The organism is Pantoea sp. UBA4549 (assembly GCF_002387285.1).
In the GTDB taxonomy this organism is placed as follows: domain Bacteria; phylum Pseudomonadota; class Gammaproteobacteria; order Enterobacterales; family Enterobacteriaceae; genus Pantoea; species Pantoea borealis.
In genome coordinates this window covers 77797-96435 of the sequence record NZ_DGLH01000018.1, presented here as the reverse complement: position 1 = coordinate 96435, position 18639 = coordinate 77797, and the positions used below count along the sequence as shown (strand labels likewise).

The 18639-nt window shown below is 51.6% G+C and carries 14 protein-coding genes; 13 read left to right on the top strand and 1 reads right to left on the bottom strand.

Annotated features, from left to right (window positions below):
• Positions 1-470 precede the first annotated feature (470 nt).
• The 13 genes from B3041_RS16200 to tssE all read left to right on the top strand — a co-directional run bounded on the left by B3041_RS16200 (position 471) and on the right by tssE (position 17670).
• Entirely contained in the window at positions 471-3008 is a 2538-nt protein-coding gene (locus B3041_RS16200) for a type VI secretion system Vgr family protein (protein ID WP_292977216.1), read from the top strand.
• A 2-nt stretch (positions 3009-3010) separates the two neighbouring features.
• Entirely contained in the window at positions 3011-5236 is a 2226-nt protein-coding gene (locus B3041_RS16195; protein WP_292977214.1) for a DUF2931 family protein, read from the top strand.
• A gap of 94 nt (positions 5237-5330) precedes the next feature.
• Positions 5331-5978, top strand: coding sequence for a DUF2931 family protein (locus B3041_RS16190; RefSeq protein ID WP_292977212.1), 648 nt, complete (start codon positions 5331-5333; stop codon positions 5976-5978).
• An 85-nt stretch (positions 5979-6063) separates the two neighbouring features.
• Complete coding sequence (locus tag B3041_RS16185) at positions 6064-6711, top strand: DUF2931 family protein (RefSeq protein WP_292977210.1); 648 nt, start codon at positions 6064-6066, stop codon at positions 6709-6711.
• Between the two features lie 61 nt (positions 6712-6772).
• Positions 6773-7420, top strand: a complete 648-nt coding sequence (locus B3041_RS16180; RefSeq protein ID WP_292977208.1) for a tetratricopeptide repeat protein — start codon at positions 6773-6775, stop codon at positions 7418-7420.
• Positions 7392-7658 (top strand): PAAR domain-containing protein, encoded by a 267-nt coding sequence (locus B3041_RS16175; protein ID WP_292977206.1) that lies wholly within the window; start codon positions 7392-7394, stop codon positions 7656-7658. The genes B3041_RS16180 and B3041_RS16175 overlap by 29 nt, the downstream gene beginning before the upstream one ends.
• Positions 7659-7661: 3 nt before the next feature.
• Positions 7662-8816: a hypothetical protein gene (locus B3041_RS16170; protein ID WP_292977204.1), complete on the top strand. Its 1155-nt coding sequence runs from the start codon at positions 7662-7664 to the stop codon at positions 8814-8816.
• Entirely contained in the window at positions 8803-12198 is a 3396-nt protein-coding gene (locus B3041_RS16165; RefSeq protein ID WP_292977202.1) for an ImcF-related family protein, read from the top strand. Before B3041_RS16170 ends, B3041_RS16165 begins: the two co-directional genes overlap by 14 nt.
• Complete coding sequence (gene tssA / locus B3041_RS16160) at positions 12195-13778, top strand: type VI secretion system protein TssA (RefSeq protein WP_292977200.1); 1584 nt, start codon at positions 12195-12197, stop codon at positions 13776-13778. The genes B3041_RS16165 and tssA overlap by 4 nt, the downstream gene beginning before the upstream one ends.
• A 137-nt stretch (positions 13779-13915) precedes the next feature.
• Positions 13916-15679, top strand: coding sequence for a type VI secretion system baseplate subunit TssF (tssF, locus tag B3041_RS16155; RefSeq protein ID WP_292977198.1), 1764 nt, complete (start codon positions 13916-13918; stop codon positions 15677-15679).
• Positions 15634-16731 (top strand): type VI secretion system baseplate subunit TssG, encoded by a 1098-nt coding sequence (gene tssG, locus B3041_RS16150; RefSeq protein WP_292977196.1) that lies wholly within the window; start codon positions 15634-15636, stop codon positions 16729-16731. Before tssF ends, tssG begins: the two co-directional genes overlap by 46 nt.
• Positions 16706-17245: a type VI secretion system lipoprotein TssJ gene (gene tssJ, locus B3041_RS16145; protein ID WP_292977194.1), complete on the top strand. Its 540-nt coding sequence runs from the start codon at positions 16706-16708 to the stop codon at positions 17243-17245. Before tssG ends, tssJ begins: the two co-directional genes overlap by 26 nt.
• On the top strand, positions 17245-17670 hold the full coding sequence (gene tssE / locus B3041_RS16140; protein WP_292977192.1) for a type VI secretion system baseplate subunit TssE: 426 nt from the start codon (positions 17245-17247) through the stop codon (positions 17668-17670). The genes tssJ and tssE overlap by 1 nt, the downstream gene beginning before the upstream one ends.
• Positions 17671-18043: 373 nt before the next feature.
• On the opposite strand, the gene B3041_RS16135 is transcribed toward tssE, so the two are convergent.
• Positions 18044-18604, bottom strand: coding sequence for a serine acetyltransferase (locus tag B3041_RS16135; RefSeq protein ID WP_292977190.1), 561 nt, complete (start codon positions 18602-18604; stop codon positions 18044-18046).
• Positions 18605-18639: the final 35 nt, after the last annotated feature.

The following is an 18639-nucleotide window of genomic DNA, read 5'->3' as shown; positions in this document are numbered from 1 at the left end:
TTTGAAAGAGCCTGCGATATACATAAAGAAAATCCTCTTGAGTTTGATGAGTTATGTAAATACTTTTCTAATGGTTTAAAAAGCTGATTTTATTTGACTAAAAGTATGATGAGAGGAGCCGTGAAGAATTCTTTAATAAAATGTTTAGGCTTAACTTTGGCATCACTCGCTGTAAGAGCAGCAGGCTCAGTGCTAATGACGACAGGGCTAATCATATCAATCTGTTATGCTTTTCTTTCAACCAATGATTATCGATATGTCTTAATCATCGTTTTTTTGTTACAAACATACGCAGGCTATAAATTGATAAAATACAGCTTTGAGAAAATGTATAACGAATTTGATGTTGACCATTAAATTTTTCACGCGAAAGCATTTAATGCTTTAGACAACTCAGCTGGCTTGTTTTTTACCGGATATGAAAGCACACAGGCACCCCTGATGGGGATTGATCTTATCATGGAGGATAAATGATCTCTTATAATTATCTCACTAAGTCATCTGCGCTTTCACACAATCGATTTCATCTGGAAATACCTGACTGTCTCTTTCAAATGGATGTCGAAGAATTTGATGCTCAGGAGGGATTGAGTGAAATCTATCGCTATACTATCAGGTTTACCAGCGACGAGTCAGATATTCTGCCTAAGCAAATGTTACGTAAAAATGTCTGGCTCACTATGCATGACACGCCAGGCGTGCGGGATGAAATGCTGCCCGGAAAAACACGAAAAACTGTGCATGGCATTGTCACTGGTTTTCGACGACTGCAAAGTTCCGTCGATCAGGTTTTGTATGAGATTGAGATTAAACCCTTCATTGCATTACTTGAGAAAAATTTTCGTAGTCATCGTTTTTTTGTAAATAAATCTGTTACTGACGTCGTTTCTCAGATATTAGCAGAGCTTGGTCTGAAGAGCTGGCAATATCAATTCAGTCTGAAGCAGGATTATCCCAGACGCGAGCAAATTAACCAGTACCAGGAAAACGACTTAGCCTTCATCCAGCGAATATTAGCTGAGGTCGGCATTTTCTACTATTTCCGGTTGCAGGAAGACGTTCGTACAGAGGTTGTTCATTTTGGTGATAGCCAAGCAGCATTTGAAACAGGAACAGTATTACTGTTCAGCACGCCCTCAGGCATGGAGGATGGAGGCGTCGAATCAGTCTGGGGCTTAAATCAGCAGCATCATATTGTACAAAAAAGCGTGACGGCAAAAGATTATAATCACCGCGCAGCACAATATGTTTTACGCTCTGACGAAGCAGATATGACGCGGGGCGATGGCGACAAAATCAATTACGGGAAGGCTTATCATTATCGCGCCCGACATCTTCAGGCAGGCGATAAAATGTTTCCCTCTGCGGAAACCGCCAACTTCTATGCGCGACTCGATCACGAACGATTTTTGGCTGCGCAGTCTGTTATCGCAGGTACAAGCAGCGATCCTGGCCTTGCTGCGGGGCAGGTTATTACTGTCACCGACAATAATATACCCCCCTCTTTACCGGAACAGCTTCTCAATCCACTTGTTATAGTCAGGCTGGGATTTGTTGCCAGCAGAAAGTCTGCAATGCGCATAACGCTTAGCGCCGTTCCCTACAGTGAAACCCTTTGCTGGCGTCCCGCTCTGCTTGCCCGCCCAAAAGTCAGCGGCACCATGACGGCGCGTGTGACCAGTGCGAAAGATAACGATATCTACGCCTGGCAGGACGCAGCGGGTTTATACCGCGTGGTGTTTGACGCCGATGAGGAGAGCCGGGAGCGCGGTCTGGAGAGCATGCCGGTGCGGCTGGCGAAACCCTACGGCGGCGACATGTACGGCTTCCACTTCCCGCTGATACAGGGCACTGAGGTGGCAATAGCGTTCCGCGAAGGCGATCCTGATCAGCCCTATATTGCTCATGCGCTGCATGATTCACGTCATGTCGATCACGTCACTGAAAAAAACAGCACGCGCAATGTCATCCGTACGGCGGGCCTGAATAAGCTGCGTATGGAGGATAAGCGCGGTGAGGAGCACATCAAGCTTAGCACGGAGTATGGCGGGAAAACGCAGCTGAATCTGGGACATAACGTCAACGCGAGCAGGGTTCTTCGTGGTGAAGGGGCTGAATTACGCACCGATAAGTGGGTAACCGTTCGTGGCGGAGCCGGTGTATTCATCAGTGCGGACAGCCAGTCATATGGCAGCGACAAAATGCTCTCCATGAAAGAAGCTGAGGCACAGCTTGAACATGCATTGAGTATTGCCAGAAGCCTGTCAGGTGCGGCAGAAGGTGCGCAGGCATATCCAGCGGATATTCAAAGCCAGAAGTTAATGACAGACGCACTGACAGAACTGGTACAGCCGGGGATGGTATTGAATGCACCGCAGGGAGTAAGTATCAGCAGTCCGGAAGGCGTACGCGTATCCTCGGGAAGCGCCAGCGTAGGGATCGTAGCGCAAAAAAATGCTGATATCAGCGTGATGAAACGCTTTACGGTAGCGGCAGGTGAAGCCATCAGTATGCTGGCACGTCAGGCTGGTATGAAACTATTTGCGGCAAAAGGAAAAGTTGAAATCCAGGCGCAGGATGATGCGCTGGACGTCATAGCGAAAAAAGACATCGCCGTAACCAGCACCAAAGGTAAAATTAGTATTACAGCAGCAACGGAACTGGTCATTAACTGCGACGGTGCTTACATCAGGTTAAGTAATGGAAATATTGAGCTGGGCTGCCCGGGAAATATTCTGCTGAAATGTGCCAATGTTCAGAAAATGGGAGCAGCTTCTGCAGACACGCCTGCTCCTGAATTCCAAAAAGGCTATGGCGGTGTTTACTCTCTGACTGACGAGGCAGGTAAAATCATCCCTCAAACTGAATATAGGGTAACAACTGCTGATGGGCAGGTATTCCATGGGGTTTCAGATGACAACGGAAAGACGTTGCCGATCTATACTGCAATGCCCGGGAAATTAAAAATTGAGATCCTTGGCACTGGCGATTCAGCAGGGAGTCTATAGCTATGCCTGATTACCATGCATGGGAAGCCACTGAATGTGAGCATTTTACTGATGTAAATATCTCAGAGAAAAAAATTGTCTGTAAGCGTAAGCCTGTCCCGGGAATAACAATTGTTATTGGGGTTTTTTTCGATGGTACGGGAAACAACACATTTAATACTCAGAACCGCATTCTGGAGTCATGTTCTCATCTCGATGTTGGAATGAAGGCAGAAGATGCAGAAGCCTGCGCCAGGAAACTAGGGTGGAATATCAGCAGTGCCGGGAGTTATATTGGGTATTATTCTAATATTCACTGGCTGAATATGCTTTACGCTACCGATGACGAAGTGATTGAGGGGCAGGCAGTTTATCAACGAGCAATCTATGTACAGGGCATTGGTACTGTCAGAGGTAATAGCGATAGCTCGATAAGTATGGCGACAGGCGGCTGGTTTTATGGTGTGGTTGATAAATCTGACGAAGGCGTCGCTCTTATCACTGAGCAAATTTCGGAATTCCTGGCGCTTAACCAGGGAGTAAATTTTGCCATTGAGAAAATTCAGTTCGATGTTTTTGGATTTAGTCGCGGAGCAGCCGCAGCCCGCCACTTTGTGAATCGTGTAAGAAATAACGATAAAGCCATACGGCTGGCAATAGCTAAAGGGCTGGGCGGTCGAAATCACCATGGTAAACCTGCAGGAGAAACCCGCTTTCTGGGGTTATTTGATACCGTGTGCGCGGTAGGTACGGTAAGCAATTTATTTGATGTACATAATGGTGTGAACCCTGGCATTGAGCTGGATTTACCTCCGGGTATTGCACAGAAAGTCTTTCAAATTACGGCAATGCATGAGTGCCGCTACAACTTTAGTCTTAACAGCATCAGGGAATCGTGGCCGGAACTGGCCCTGCCAGGCGTGCATTCAGATATCGGCGGTGGCTATAACCCGAGGGAAAAAGAATATCTTTACCTGACCGAGCCCCGAAACGAAACTGTTAATGAAGGTATTTCTTCTGAAATGACCAATGTTTATCGGCGTTCAGTGGCACAAATATCCGATCTCAATAGTAATCCAGGGTTAAGTGCAATAATTCCGAGCGGTGAGGTAAAGACAGAGACCTGGTATGACTATCTGGTCAACGAGGATAAAAAACGTGGTGGCACCCTACAAAAACGTGTTGGGGCGGCAATAACTATTGAGAGAGTAGTGACTAATGACTGGAGCAAAGTGAGTTTACGAGTGATGCTGGATGCGGCTCAGGAAGCGGGAGTAATATTTGAGGAAATTATCATCGAGGATGAGAATTTTTCTTTGCCTCGTGAACTTGAATTTTTATGTCAAAAAGCAATTGACCAGGGAAAAATGGTAAGAAGCGGTGGTGTGATGACGTCGTTTTCCTCATCTGAATTAGAAACTATTGGGAAATATATTCACTGCTCTGCTCACTGGAACCCTGTAGTTGTTAAAGATGTCTGGCTGGACGGGAAGAAAGTAAAAACTATCTATGGCGCTGTCAAATCATCTGATTTTTTTTTATATCAATCGTCCGAATCCTGGCTGGGTTCGCGCTGTGTGGAATATGCAGGGAGGAAAATCATGAGGTTAATTACCAGACCAATTCAGCTTTTATTGCTTGTGTGTACTGCTACCGCCTGTACCAACAATAAACCTGACAGTTACAAGACTCCCTGGGAGAGGTGGTATTTTGCTTTTACCACCCCTAAATCTTTGCCGGCACAGGTAACATTGTTAAAGCTGCTGGACATAGATGGCTATGCATCTACATATCGGACTATTGATCAACCTCGGGGTATCAGCACAGGACACTGGAGTGAAAAGAATTCAGCAGGAAATACGCAATTTAACCAGGCCGAAAGATTGCCGCAAATAATGATATTTTGCTGGGATTCAATAATTGATAAGAAAACTTATCAATCCACGCTATTTTTCACTCAGGATACATGGAAAAAAATGATTAGCCCTTACCCTGACGTTTTGAAACCGAAAAGAAATGCATACCGCCAGACGATGCTGATAGGTCTGGCGCCTGAGGGGAAAGTCCGCGTCTGGCTGAGGCAATATGGTCATTCAGATATTTCATTAAATGATACAGAAATAATAACTGTTTCAGGAGGGGATCTTGATATGTGTAAAGGCGAAACGAACTTTCCTAATGGATATAAATATAATGAGAGCATAAAAAAATTTATAAATGGAAAACGATATCCTTATGGTTCATGGTGAATAAATTTGTTTTAGAGTTGGGGTGTTCCATTTTAATAACCCATCTGAACCTCATTTCGGTTTTCGCCGCCTTCAATAAGAAGAGAGGTTGCTCATGAAAAATATTATTAGATTAATTTCGGCCTTCTTAATTTTAATTTTTACTGCCGCCTGTGCCAGCGATCAGTCTGACAATCTCAAAACTCCCTGGGACAGGTGGTACTTTGCTTTTACCACCCCTAAATCTTTGCCGGCACAGGTGACATTGTTAAAGCTGCTGGACATAGATGGCTATGCATCTACATATCGGACTATTGATCAACCTCGGGGTATCAGCACAGGACGCTGGAGTGAAAAGAATTCAGCAGGAAATACGCAATTTAATCAGGCCGAAAGATTGCCGCAAATAATGATGTTTTGCTGGGATTCAATAATTGATAAGAAAACTTACCAATCCACTCTTTTTTTCACTCAGGATACATGGGAAAAAATGATTAGCCCTTACCCTGACGTTCTGAAACCAGAAAAAAATGCATACCGACAGACGATGCTGATAGGCCTGGCGCCTGAGGGGAAAGTCCGCGTCTGGCTGAGGCAATATGGTCATTCAGATATCCCATTAATCGATACAGAAATAATAACTGTTTCAGGTAAAGAACTAGATATGTGCAAAAGTGTCACAGGAAGTAATTTTTCCTATGGTTACAGCAATAAAACGAAAGCGTTTATTTCAAATAAAAAATATCCTTATGGCTCTTGGTGAATATTTTTTAAATACGGGGTAACTATTTATTAAATATATTATCAGTTCGTTGTGCGTAGCCTGCAAAAAGAAAGTGAGGGTGGCTATGAAAAATATATCCTGGTTGATTTCGGTTTTCTTAATTTTGATTTTTACTACCGCCTGTACCAGCAATAAACCTGACAGTTACAAGACTCCCTGGGAGAGGTGGTATTTTGCTTTTACCACGCCTAAATCTTTGCCGGCTCAGGTAACAGTGTTAAAGCTGCTGGACATAGATGGCTATGCATCTACATATCGGACTATTGATCAACCGCGGGGTATCAGCACAGGACGCTGGAGTGAAAAGAATTCAGCAGGAAATACGCAATTTAATCAGGCAAAAAGATTGCCGCAAATAATGATGTTTTGCTGGGATTCAATAATCGATAAGAAAACTTACCAATCCACTTTATTTTTCACTCAGGATACATGGCGAAAGATGATTAGCCCCTATCCTGATGTCTTAGATCCGGGAAAAAATGCATACCGACAGACGATGCTGATAGGTCTGGCGCCTGAGGGGAAAGTTCGCGTCTGGCTGAGGCAATATGGTCATTCAGATATTCCACTAATCGATACAGAAATAATAACTGTTTCAGGTAAAGAACTAGATATGTGCAAAGGTGTCACAGGACATCCAGATGGATATGTATACTATGGGGATACTCCTGATTTTATTAAAGATAAAAAGTATCTTTATGGGATCTGGTAAGCCACTATATTTTAAATAAAATTAGTCAGGCAACTTCCCTCTCATCTAAATGGATTTTCTTATGGAATCATCAAATAGATTATTTCTTATTTTTATCTCTGCTTGTTTATTTTCTTCAACAACCATTGCCGATGCCATATCAACAACCAGGGCGGACGATGCAAATAAAATAGCTAAGATGTATCATTCAGGCATGGGAGTTCCGCGGGATATGAAAAAAGCCTTCGAGTTCTACCAGATCGCTGCTGAACTCGGAAACACGGATGCTCAGGTTGATTTAGGTGATATTTATTATTACGGAAAAGAAACCGCGCAAAGCTACGAAAAGGCGAATTACTGGTATGAGAAAGCAGCGAAAAATGGCAATGCCACTGCCCAAATGAATTTAGGCTACGCATACCTCAATGGTGAGGGAGTTGAAATGAACTATGCCAAAGCCAGAAACTGGCTTGAGATTGCAGTAAAACAAGGCCAGCCTTCGGCGATGTATCACCTGGGCACGATATACTTCGATGGCTATGGGGTTGCTGAAAACAAGGAGCTGGCCGTCGAACTGTTCAAAAATAGTTGCTCTAAAGGTGATTACAATGCGTGTGATAAGTTGAAAGATATTAAAAAAAGAACTAATAAAATTATATGCATAATGAAATTTATATGCGGAATTAAATATGGGTCTCAATATGTCGAAAGGTTTTGTGTTGCTGGGTGATAAAACCACACATGGTGGACAGGTCATTTCCGCCTCATCAACAATGGTAATCAATGGAAAGAGTGTCGCCCTTGTTGGCGATAAAATAAGTTGCCCGATAAATGGCTATGGCATTAATGCTATTATCGATGGCTCGCCAGAATGGATATCAGATGGTAAAGCCGTGGTTGTTAATGGTTGCCACTGCGAATGTGGTTGTCAGGTTATTTCCAGTGCGACGGATTGCGCAATAGGATAAATAATGAGTTGGGAGCGTCAAAAATCAACAATATCAGCTAAGCCCGAAGAGCCTTCATTCATCCTGTGGATAATAGCAGGGGTTCTTGCACTGGTCGGGTGCATACTATTATTTGTCCTGCATGCTAATAAACTGGCAGGGGTACTTCAAACATATAGTCTTTGGGCCGTCGCCGCATTTCCTGCTGTTCTCTGGATATTTTTTCTCTGCCTGCGCAGCTGGCTCTACAACAACGCGTTTAACAGGCATGAATTTGAATTAAGTGAAGCAGAATTTGCACAACAGCAGTGGGAAGAGTGGGGTGGCCGCAACATCGCAGTCCTGCACAGCGGTGTTATATTGCCTGCAAATCTGACATCTAAAATTCTTTTGGCTTCTCCGCCAACGCTGGAGCAAAGCTCATTTTTATCCCGACGAATCGCTCTGCACACTCCTGAGGCGCACTTTTCTGTTTTGCTTGCAGGGGGAAATCAGGCTTTAGCAAAGTTGCCTTCAGGTATCGTACCTGTCGTTACATTGCTGACCGATTTTTCTGATGATTTGCCTGCGTTGCAGGCTGCATTTATGAATGCCTGGCAGAGAGCTATTCCCGATCGCCCGAGACCCCGGTTGACCATTCTTAAGTCGAAGTCCTTCCTTTCACTGGATGAGCGAATTCGGGCACCTGCGCTGGATGTGGAACTAATCCTGATTCATCAGACTCAGGGAGGAGATGCGTATAGTGATGCGCTGGCTCTTCTTATGTTGACCTCCGATGATGTAGTCACAAAATTCAGCCTCTCTTTTAACGCCCGTGTTTTGCGTCCAATGAAACTTGATAGGGCGATATCAGAAACGTCACTGAATATGTTTTTCTCAACGCAAACACAGGCCTGTTCAGCGGTCAGTATCGTTGGTGACAAAGTGGATTGGGGTAATGCATTTTTCCGTTTGCTTAATTCAGCCAGAGAATATGGCGGTTACTGGAAACCTGAACAGCTTTACTGGCTGGAAAAATATGCCGGAATAAGTGGCCCTTTCTCTCCATGGATATTGGCTGCTGTAGCCAGCGATATCGTTAATTTACAAAAAGCGGACTGCCTGATGCTCTCAACGGATGGTGAGCAGGAATTTATCAATACAGTGCAAACAGGGAATATAACCAATGAAAACAGGTGATTCTTTATGGCGTGGAGAGTGGGGCCGACTGGGATTCTCCGCCCTTATTGCAGGAGGGATTGTCTGGCTGATATGGCACTTTGACGACAGGATTGGGCTGCATACTACGCTTATGAAAATTCTGGTACTTGCCGGTGCGTTATTTCTGTTGATGATGCTTCGTCATGGCAGAACAATGAGTCTGGCTATTCAGCAGGGCTGGCATCGCTTAGAGGCTAAGCGAAAGAATGTCCTGCCTGCTGATGAAAGTCGTGTTGCACAAACCGCACCGCGTAACGTCACCGTTGATGCTATCCGCCTTACCCTGCGTAACCTCCACGGTCGCCGTTGGGCAGGTAAAACGCGCATCCTGCTGATAACCGGTGCAGTTGATGAAGTGGAACAGTTAACCCCGGGCCTGCCGGCTCAGCTCTGGCAGGAAGACCGTGGCACGCTGCTGCTGTGGGGGGGCGATCTTAACACACCTGCTGACATTGCCTGGCTGATGGCGTTACGCAGATTGCGTCGCCGTCCGGTTGATGGAGTGGTGTGGGTGACTCCGGCGTTCGACCAGCTGTCAGCGACGGGACTGAAGCAGCCGCTGTCGCTACTTTCTGAGAGCAGCATGGATCCCCTCTCTCATGCCATTCGCGCCCGGATGGATGCGCTGGGCTGGAAGCTTCCGCTATATGTCTGGTCCCTGCATACATGCGCCGGTAAGCCGGAAGGTCGCATCACGCAGGCCACTGGCTGTCTGCTACCTGCCGGCTGTCATAATAAGGCTTTAACAGAAACGCTGACTGCCCTGACGCCGGTCCTCATCTCGCAGGGGCTACAGCAAGCCTGTAGTGATATAAACCATCACTTTCTTTTGACGCTCGCTGATCAGCTCAGCCGCAGATCGGAGAACGTGACCGCGCTCCTCTCAGCGATGCTCACTCCGTCCAGCCCACTATCGCTCGCGGGGCTGGTGTTCAGCCAGCCTTCTGCGGGTGCAAGGCAAGCTGCTATGCACCACTGGCGCATGGATAAGTGCTGGGATGTTCTGCCTGCGTCAGTTCAGACACTTCCTGCAGAGCTTCGGCCACGTAAGCCGGGCGTTCCATGGCAAAAGGTGATGGCGTCTTGTGCTTCTCTGGCAGTGGTGGGTTGGGCTGCGTGGATAGGCATGGCATACGTAACTAATTACAGACAGATTGCTGAGGTAAATGCTCAGGCCGCGCTTGCCGTCAGGCCGAATCAGTCGCCTGAACAGCGCATGAACGCGTTGACTGCATTTCAGAATACGCTGGCTCGCCTGGAGTATCGCGCGGAACATGGCGTGCCATGGTATCAGCGCGCCGGGCTTAGTCAGAACGAAGAACTGCGGTCTGCCTTATGGCCACGCTACCTTGAGGCTGCACAGCCTCTGCTGCGCGGCGCCGCCGCAGACTGGCTCACCGATGCACTGCAGGCTTATGCCGCACTCCCGCCCGACAGCCCGCTGCGCGAAACGCAGGCAAAGCAGGCCTATGTGCATCTCAGACTCTATCTGATGCTGGCGCGTCCTGAACGTATGGATGCCGCCTGGTTCAGCCAGACGTTGATGCAGAGCTGGACGCAGCGGCAGGGTCTGGATGACGCTCGCTGGCAGGGAAGCGGGCAGCCGCTGCTGGCCTTCTATGCGGAGCATCTCATTACACATTCCGAATGGTCACTGAAAGCCGACCCGGATCTGGTCGGACAGGTACGCACTCTGCTGGTACGCCAGATGGGGGTGACCAACAGCGAATCGCGGCAATATCAGCGGGTGATTGCCCGGATAAAGCACCAGTACGCCGATATGCGGCTGGCCGATATGACCGGGGATACGGATGCCGGTCGCCTCTTTACCACCGATGAGGTTGTGCCCGGCATGTTCACCCGGCAGGCGTGGGAAGAGGGCGTTAAACCTGCCATTGAACAGGTGGCACGTGAGCGGCGTGAAGAGATGGACTGGGTGCTGAGTGATGCACCGCCGCCTGCGGGTGATGCTGCTTCGCCTGAGGCACTGGAAGCGAGGTTCGCCAGCCGCTACTTTGCCGATTACAGTGCGGCCTGGCTGCACTTCCTTAATAGTCTGCGCCTGCAGCCCGCGCCAACGCTCTCCGATGCAATTGACCAGCTCACGCTGATAGCGGACGTCAGACAGTCGCCGCTGGTAGCGCTGATGAACACGCTCAACCTGCAGGGGCGTACTGCACAGAGCGGCGACGCGATGAGCGACTCGCTGGTGAGATCGGCGCAAAACCTGTTTAACCGGGAGAAGCGCCCGGCGATTGACCAGCGCAGCGGCCCGCGGGGACCGCTTGATGCCACCTTCGGACCGCTGCTGGCGCTGACCGATAATCAGAGCAGCAGCACCCTGAGCCTGCGCACTTTTCTGACGCGCGTGACCCAGGTGCGCCTGCGTCTGCAGCAGATCACCAGTGCGGCAGATCCGCAGGCGATGACGCAGACGCTGGCGCAGACGGTATTTCAGGGCAAGAGCGTTGATCTGACGGAGACACGTGACTACGGCAGCCTGGTCGCCGCCGGACTGGGACAGGAGTGGAGTGGTTTCGGGCAGACAGTGTTTGTGCGCCCGATAGAGCAGGCGTGGCAGCAGGTGCTGATGCCGGCTGCACGGAGCTTCAACGCACAGTGGCAGCAGGCCGTGGTGAACGAGTGGAACCGCGCATTTGGCGGCCGCTACCCGTTCAGAAACGTCAGCAGCGAGGTATCACTGCCGCTGCTGGCGAAATACCTGAATGCGGAAAACGGACGCCTTACCCGCTTTCTGCACGCTCGCCTGAGCGGCGTACTGCACCGCGAAGGGACCCGCTGGGTACCGGACCGCATTAACGCCCGCGGACTGACATTTAATCCGGCTTTTCTGCAGGCGCTTAATCAGCTCAGTCAGATTGCTGACGTGATATTTGCCAGCGGTGATGCCGGCCTGCATTTTGAGCTGCGTCCGGGAACGGCAGCAGACGTGATGCAGACTGACCTGATAATCGACAGCCAGAAGCTGACTTACATGAACCAGCAGCCGGTCTGGCGGCGCTTTACCTGGCCTGCCGACACCGAAGCGCCGGGCGCATCGCTGAGCTGGATCAGCACCAAAGCAGGCAGCCGTCTGTACGCTGACATGCCAGGCAGCTGGGGATTGATCCGTCTGCTGGAGAAGGCGCAGATCAGTGCCAGACCGGGGTCCGGCAGCAGCTGGCAGCTTACCTGGCATGCCCCTGACGGACGGCCGTTAAATTATATCCTGCGTACCGAAGCCGGCGAGGGGCCGCTGGTGCTGCTGAAGCTGCGCAACTTTACGCTTCCGTCCGATATTTTTATCACCGGCAGCACCCAAAGCCCGTCGGATGATGCTGACTTCAGTGAGGAGGAGTGATGCCCCTGCAATCCCTGATTAGCGCCTGCGGCATGGATGCGGAACACCTCCGCGTACAGGCTGCTGAGCACATTCTTTTATGGGAGCACTGGCTGCAGCCTGTGAATGCCAGCCTCCCCGCCGGTGAAGATCCGACCTATACCGATGCGTTTCAGCAGATGCAGGAAGAGATGAACCGGCTGTCTGGTGCGGATACGACGCTTATCTGTTCGCTGACAGCGCAGATACTGACGTCGGAAGCGAAAGATATCCGCGTAGCGGTCTGGTATAGCTTCGCACGCCTGCAGAAGGATGGCGAAGAGGGGTTTGCTGAGGGCCTGGCCCTGCTGGCGGGTCTGCTGCAGCGCTTTGGTGACGACCTGCATCCGCAGCGAACGCGCAGTCGCGAGGCGGCGCTGAATTTTATATCCAGCGTGCGCGTGCTGGACGCGCTGACGCTCTATCCGGAGGTGACGATCGCCACGGCGCAGCGCACCGTGGCGGCGCTGCTGGCTATTGATGACATCTGCAGGGCACAGGGTGGTACAAACCTTAGTGGTCTTTACAGTGCGCTCGAGGGCCGGTTGCTTAACGCTGGCGGCCCTGATGCGGTGGTGCCGCTGACAGCAGCGGACGTTCCGCAACCAGACGCTTCTTCAACACCGGCAGCGCCAGCTCTGGCTGCCATCAGCTCCGGGCGGGAGCTGATGGAACAGGCGCGAGCGCTGGCAGCTTATCTGCGCGAGCAGCCAAATGGCGCGCTGGCCGCACACCGGCTGATGAAAACCCTCCGCCATGACACGCTCAGTCAGCTGCCGCTGCTGTCAGGTAACGGCAACAGTCGTGTTACGCCACCAAAATCTGACCAGCACGCCCTGCTTAAACGCCTCTGGCTTCAGCAGAGCTGGGCCGAACTGGCTGAGCAGGCGGACAGCCTGTTCAGCCGGGGTGCCAACCACTTCTGGCTTGACCTGCAGTGGTATCAGCACCAGGCGCAGCTGCGGTTGGGGCATGCGGAATTTGCAGCTATTGTTCAGGACGATCTGAAAGGGCTGCTCTCACGCCTGCGCGGGCTGGAAACGCTGGCCTTCAGCGACGGCATGCCATTTGCGGATGAGGTGACGCTGAGCTGGATCCAGCAGCAGGTACTGATAACAGAGAGTACGTTCAGATCCGATCCCGCCGCTGCGACGGGCATGCCGGAAGATGACGTGCTGTTACTGGAGAGTGAGGCCACTGAGCTGGCAGAGAGGGAGGGCATTGAAGCTGCGCTGGCCTGGCTGCAGCAGCGACCCGGTATTCGCACTCCCCGCCAGCAGTGGCTCCTTCGCCTGCTGATGGCACGGATCGCTGAACAGTCTGGTCGTCAGGAACTGGCACTGCAGCTGCTGGGCGCGCTCGATGATACCGCAGAGAGTATGACGCTGGCGGAGTGGGAGCCAGCGCTGTTATTTGAAGTAAAGTCCCGCCGGCTGAAGTTACTGCGTGCCCGCACGGGCCGGAGTGAAACGGATAAAACCCGTATGCAGTCTGACATGGAGCAGCTGCTGGCCGGGCTGGTGACTATCGATGCTGCACGAGCGTCAGTGCTCTTTTCTTAATACGGCCTGACCTCTTTCTTTAATTTAAAAAAAAATGGTCCAAAGGATTGATGACATTATTTTTTCCCGATATCGCTGACGTTTCTCAAATTGATGATTGATATGGGTGCGTTCAAATAAGAGAGGCTCGTCAGAACATGAAAGACTTAACCCTGCGCTATTACGATATCGAAATGCGCTATCTGCGCGACGCCGCAAAAGAATTTGCCGAAACCCATCCTGACCGCGCCGCCATGCTCAGCCTGGATCGCGCTGGCATCCCGGATCCCTTCGTGGAACGCCTGCTGGAAGGCTTCGCCTTTAGCGTAGGACGACTGCGTCAGAAGATTGATGATGACCTGCCGGAACTGACCGAGGGCCTGGTCAGCATGCTCTGGCCGCACTATCTGCGCACCATTCCGTCACTCGCTGTGGTGGCGCTGACGCCGGACCTGCCGAAAATGAAGATAGCAGAGACGGCACCTGCAGGGCTGGAGATCTTTTCCCGTCCCGTGGGGCCAAAAAATACCGTGTGCCGCTATCGCACCACAAAGCCGGTCACGCTTAACCCGCTGGCAGTCGCCGGGGTTGCTATGGGCACTGAACCGGATGGGCGCTCTGTGCTACGCCTGCGCCTGACCAGCAGCGGACAGGCAGACTGGAGCCAGTGTGACCTGCGTCAGCTGAGCCTGTGGCTGGGAGAAGATGTGCCCGTGGCGACGGCGCTGCATCAGAGGCTGACCCGCCGTCAGGCGGCGCTGTACATTCGTCTGGCCGGGCAGCCGGAGCGTAGCGCCTTTGACGGCTGGTTCAGCCCGGGCGGATTTGACGAGGATGACCGGCTCTGGCCAAAGGGAGAGAGCGCCTTCAGCGGCTATCAGCTGCTGCTGGAATATTTCACCTTTCCTGAGAAATTCCGCTTTGTGAACCTGAACGGACTGGAGATGCTCTCGCTTCCACCCGGGCTGGCATACATCGATATCGAGGTGGTGTTCAGCGAGCCGTGGCAGCGTGATTTACCGGTGAAAGATCGCTCTCTGCGCCTGCACTGCGTACCGGTGATTAACCTGTTCGACCTGGAAGCCGATCCGCTGACCGTGAACGGACTGGAGAGCGAGTATCTGCTGCGCGCAAAGCGCCTGCAGGATGGGCACACAGAAATTTACTCAGTGGATGCGGTCAGCGGTTCAGGGCTGGCCGGGGCAGCTGAATATGTTCCGTTCACCAGCTTCCGGCACCGGGGCGGCATGATGCGACGTCATGCTCCGGAGCGCTACTTTCATACCCGCGTGCGCCGGGGGGTTACCGGCCTGCATGACACCTGGCTGATCCTTGGCGGTCAGCAGTGGGAGAAAGACGATGTGCTTTCCCGCGACACGCTTTCGCTGCGCATCACCGGCACCAACGGCCAGCTTCCGCGTCGCGCGCTGCAGAGTACACTGCTGGACCGCTGCGAACAGGTGCTGCAGACGCCGGTAACGGTGTGCAATCTGACCCGTCCGACGCTGCCTGCTTATCCACCCGCTGAGGACCGTTTTCACTGGCGGGTCCTGAGTCACCTCGGCTCGGGCTTTATCAACATGATGAACAGTGCGGAGGTGCTGCGCGGCACGCTGGCGCTCTATAACTGGCAGGATGACGAACTCTGCAACCGCAGGCTGGAGGCGATTCTTGACGTGCAGCATCACCGCCTGCAGCGGTTTGAATCAGGTTATCTGCTGCGTGGTCTTGATGTTGAAGTGACGCTCGACAGCAGCGGTTTTACCGGTGACGGCGACGTACATCTGTTTGGTGAAATGCTTAACCGTTTCCTGTCCCTGTATGCGGACATGAATCAGTTCATTCAGCTCTCGCTGATTATCCGGCCTGAAGGAAAATGTCTCCGATGGAAAGAGAATCACAGCCAGCGTCTGCCCGGCTGATAGCACGGCTGGGTAACCAGCTGCCCTGTATGAATTTTTACCGTTTTTGCCAGCTGCTGGAGAAGTGCGATCCTGAAGCGCCGGTACCAGGCAGCGACTGGCAGGTGCGACACGAGCCGGTACGGTTCAGGCCGCACCCCGGCATGGGGTTTCCGGCAGGTGAAATTCGCGGGGCTGACACTTCCGGGCATCCGCACCTTCCGCCCACGGTACGCATCAATTTTATGGGGCTGTATGGCACGGCATCTCCGCTGCCAACGCACTATATCGACGATATCACCCGACAGCGCGAGGGCCATGAGGCGCTTCAGGATTTTCTGGATATTTTCAGTCACCGGCTGACTACGCAGTTTTACCGTATCTGGCGCAAATACACCTATCCGGCCACGTTCGCACCTGGCGGCACCGATAAAACCTCTCAGTACCTGCTGGGGCTGGCTGGTCTGGGGATAAACGGCTGTGCGCAAAACATCGCCACGCCGGTTTCCCGCTTTCTGGCGCTGTTACCGGTCATGATGCTGCCTGCCCGGACCGCAGAGGGCATGACCTCGCTGGTGGCGCTGCTGGCACCGGATACGCGCGCGCAGATCGTTCCGTGGGATCCACGCCGTGTTCCCCAGCCCTGCCGTTTACGTCTGAGCACGCAGCAACCGGTCAGTCTGATGCGCCGTCCGGTCATGGGGACGCATGCCACCGACGTTAACGGACAGGTATTACTGCGACTGCTGACCGGTAACCCGGAGGAGGTGCGTGGCTGGCTGCCCGGCGGACAACTGCACGGCGATCTGATGGCGCTGCTCCATGTCTACCTCGGGGCAAAGCTGGATGCGCGGCTGGAGCTGTGCGTCGACCGCGCCATGCTGCCTGATGCGCAGCTGAGTTGCCGGACAGAAGCGGCACAACAGCTGGGCCGCACCGCGTTGCTGCCTCAAAGAAACCTGAATGCCTCACGCAAACCTGATTTACTCACCATTCCGCTCGGTCGTTATCAGCGCGTCCGGGTACAACCTTCAAGGAGTGAAACCGATGAACAGGGCGACTACCGCTGGTAAGACGCTTATCCCTCTGATGCTGGCGCTAAGCGCCAGCGGCTGCGGTCTGACGCAGAAAGTATCCGAGGGCACCGCCTCCGTCACAAACTCTCTTTTTTACAAACAAATACGCACGCTGCATCTCGACTTTCGCGCCCGCGAAGGCGCCAACCGCAACGCGCAGGGCGCTGCGCTCTCAACCGTGGTACGCATCTGGCAACTCAGCGACCGTCAGGCCTTTGACGCCGCCGACTATCCTGCACTGTTAGCGGCTGACAGCCACGTGCTGAGGGCAGATCTGATGGCGCAGAAAGCGATCCGGGTGCGTCCCGGTGAGTCGATCAGTATTGATATGCCGATGGAGGAGAGAGCAGAGTTTGTGGCGGTGGCCGGGCTGTTTCTGTCGCCAGATACTCAGGATGAGACGTGGCGACTGCTGCTGACCCGCGCAGACCTCCATCCGGACAGGGCCAGGGTGATTGAGCTGGGTGACGGCACGCTGACGCTGGTAGCGGAAAAGGCGAAAAGACCCTGATGACGCCTTCACTTTACGACATTCTTTACGGCAATTTCAGCGGCGGCCTGGAGCTGGATGCGGTGAGCGAACGGGAACAGGTGATTCTGTCGGTGCTGGATAACCTGCAGCGCATTCTTAACACCCGCGCCGGTGCCCTGGCTCATCTGCCCGATTATGGCCTGCCGGATATGACGCTCATCCTGCAGGGGCTGCCCGGCACCGCACATCAGCTGGTACATATTCTTTCTGACGTATTACTGAAGTATGAGCCCCGGCTGAAACAGGTTGATGTGGTGATGCTGGAACAGACGCAGCCCGGTGAGCTGCGTTATGCCATTGATGCCGGGCTGGACGACGTTGGTATCGTGCGTTATGGCACCGACTTTATGCCGGGAGGAAAGGTGCTGCTGCGGCATCTGCGCCAGCAGAACGTGATGAGTTAAGCCAGAGCCGCCAGTCAGCAGGGAATGGAAAAACTCAGCCTGTTCGTTTGCTGATATTTAAATCCGGAGCGACAGCATGACGCTATACAATATAAACCTGAATTTCAGAAGCTATTAAGACTTCTCATTATCAGACTTTACTCCCGGGGATCGCTGCAAACCCGGTAACGATAGTTGCTATGCTTTTTTCTTTGGCATGAGGAATAACATTGATGTGCTTTCCTGAGCCACGCTTTGTTATCAGTCTGATAACGCTCTGTTCTTTCGCACGACATTAGACGTTATCGATAGCATGTTAACCCGGTAGTACAATCAGCAATCCTCAGCAATAAAATAACTGAAAAGCACAGTGGCTGCTGAATTATTCTATATTTCAATTGTTCGGCCGTACATGCAAAACCTTTTCACTATAAGCAGTGGTGTTATCGGGAAGGTCTCTATTTACAAAGGACATAGCGCCGATCACAACGTTATCACCGATCCGGATCCTGTCAGCGATGATGCAGGAACCTGCACCAATACTCACATTATTGCCAATAACAATTGATATTGGCTCTTTATCAGCATTTGCGCCGGTAATGCCAATCGTGGTGTTTTGTCTTATCCGCAAGGAATGGCCTGTGACAACCGAACCGTTTATCACAATTCCCTGATGATGAGAAATCACCATGCCAGGGCCGATATTTGCCCCTAACTGAATTTCAGTTCCATATTTGAAAATGAGGCGTCTGTTTATATTTATGGCCCATTTTTTCAGAAACTTATTGCCTGAGTGGTGCCAGTGCGACGCTATGCGCCACCAGAAGTGATAACGGCGATTCGGGCATTTAATCGCTTTATGCAGCGTCCTAAACCACGAAAAATCCTTAGAACTCATCATCACTTCACGGCGTAAGCATTCGTGTAAATGCTCCAGTCTGGCTTGTTTATCCACATTTCACCTTTCATTTTTCGCGGGGATCTGAAGCC

Excerpts from the sequence above, each read along its gene's own strand:
- B3041_RS16200 (WP_292977216.1), top strand. The coding sequence starts at position 471 with ATGATCTCTTATAATTATCTCACTAAGTCATCTGCGCTTTCACACAAT.
- B3041_RS16195 (WP_292977214.1), top strand. The coding sequence starts at position 3,011 with ATGCCTGATTACCATGCATGGGAAGCCACTGAATGTGAGCATTTTACT.
- B3041_RS16190 (WP_292977212.1), top strand. The coding sequence starts at position 5,331 with ATGAAAAATATTATTAGATTAATTTCGGCCTTCTTAATTTTAATTTTT.
- B3041_RS16185 (WP_292977210.1), top strand. The coding sequence starts at position 6,064 with ATGAAAAATATATCCTGGTTGATTTCGGTTTTCTTAATTTTGATTTTT.
- B3041_RS16180 (WP_292977208.1), top strand. The coding sequence starts at position 6,773 with ATGGAATCATCAAATAGATTATTTCTTATTTTTATCTCTGCTTGTTTA.
- B3041_RS16175 (WP_292977206.1), top strand. The coding sequence starts at position 7,392 with ATGTCGAAAGGTTTTGTGTTGCTGGGTGATAAAACCACACATGGTGGA.
- B3041_RS16170 (WP_292977204.1), top strand. The coding sequence starts at position 7,662 with ATGAGTTGGGAGCGTCAAAAATCAACAATATCAGCTAAGCCCGAAGAG.
- B3041_RS16165 (WP_292977202.1), top strand. The coding sequence starts at position 8,803 with ATGAAAACAGGTGATTCTTTATGGCGTGGAGAGTGGGGCCGACTGGGA.
- tssF (WP_292977198.1), top strand. The coding sequence starts at position 13,916 with ATGAAAGACTTAACCCTGCGCTATTACGATATCGAAATGCGCTATCTG.
- tssG (WP_292977196.1), top strand. The coding sequence starts at position 15,634 with ATGTCTCCGATGGAAAGAGAATCACAGCCAGCGTCTGCCCGGCTGATA.
- tssJ (WP_292977194.1), top strand. The coding sequence starts at position 16,706 with ATGAACAGGGCGACTACCGCTGGTAAGACGCTTATCCCTCTGATGCTG.
- tssE (WP_292977192.1), top strand. The coding sequence starts at position 17,245 with ATGACGCCTTCACTTTACGACATTCTTTACGGCAATTTCAGCGGCGGC.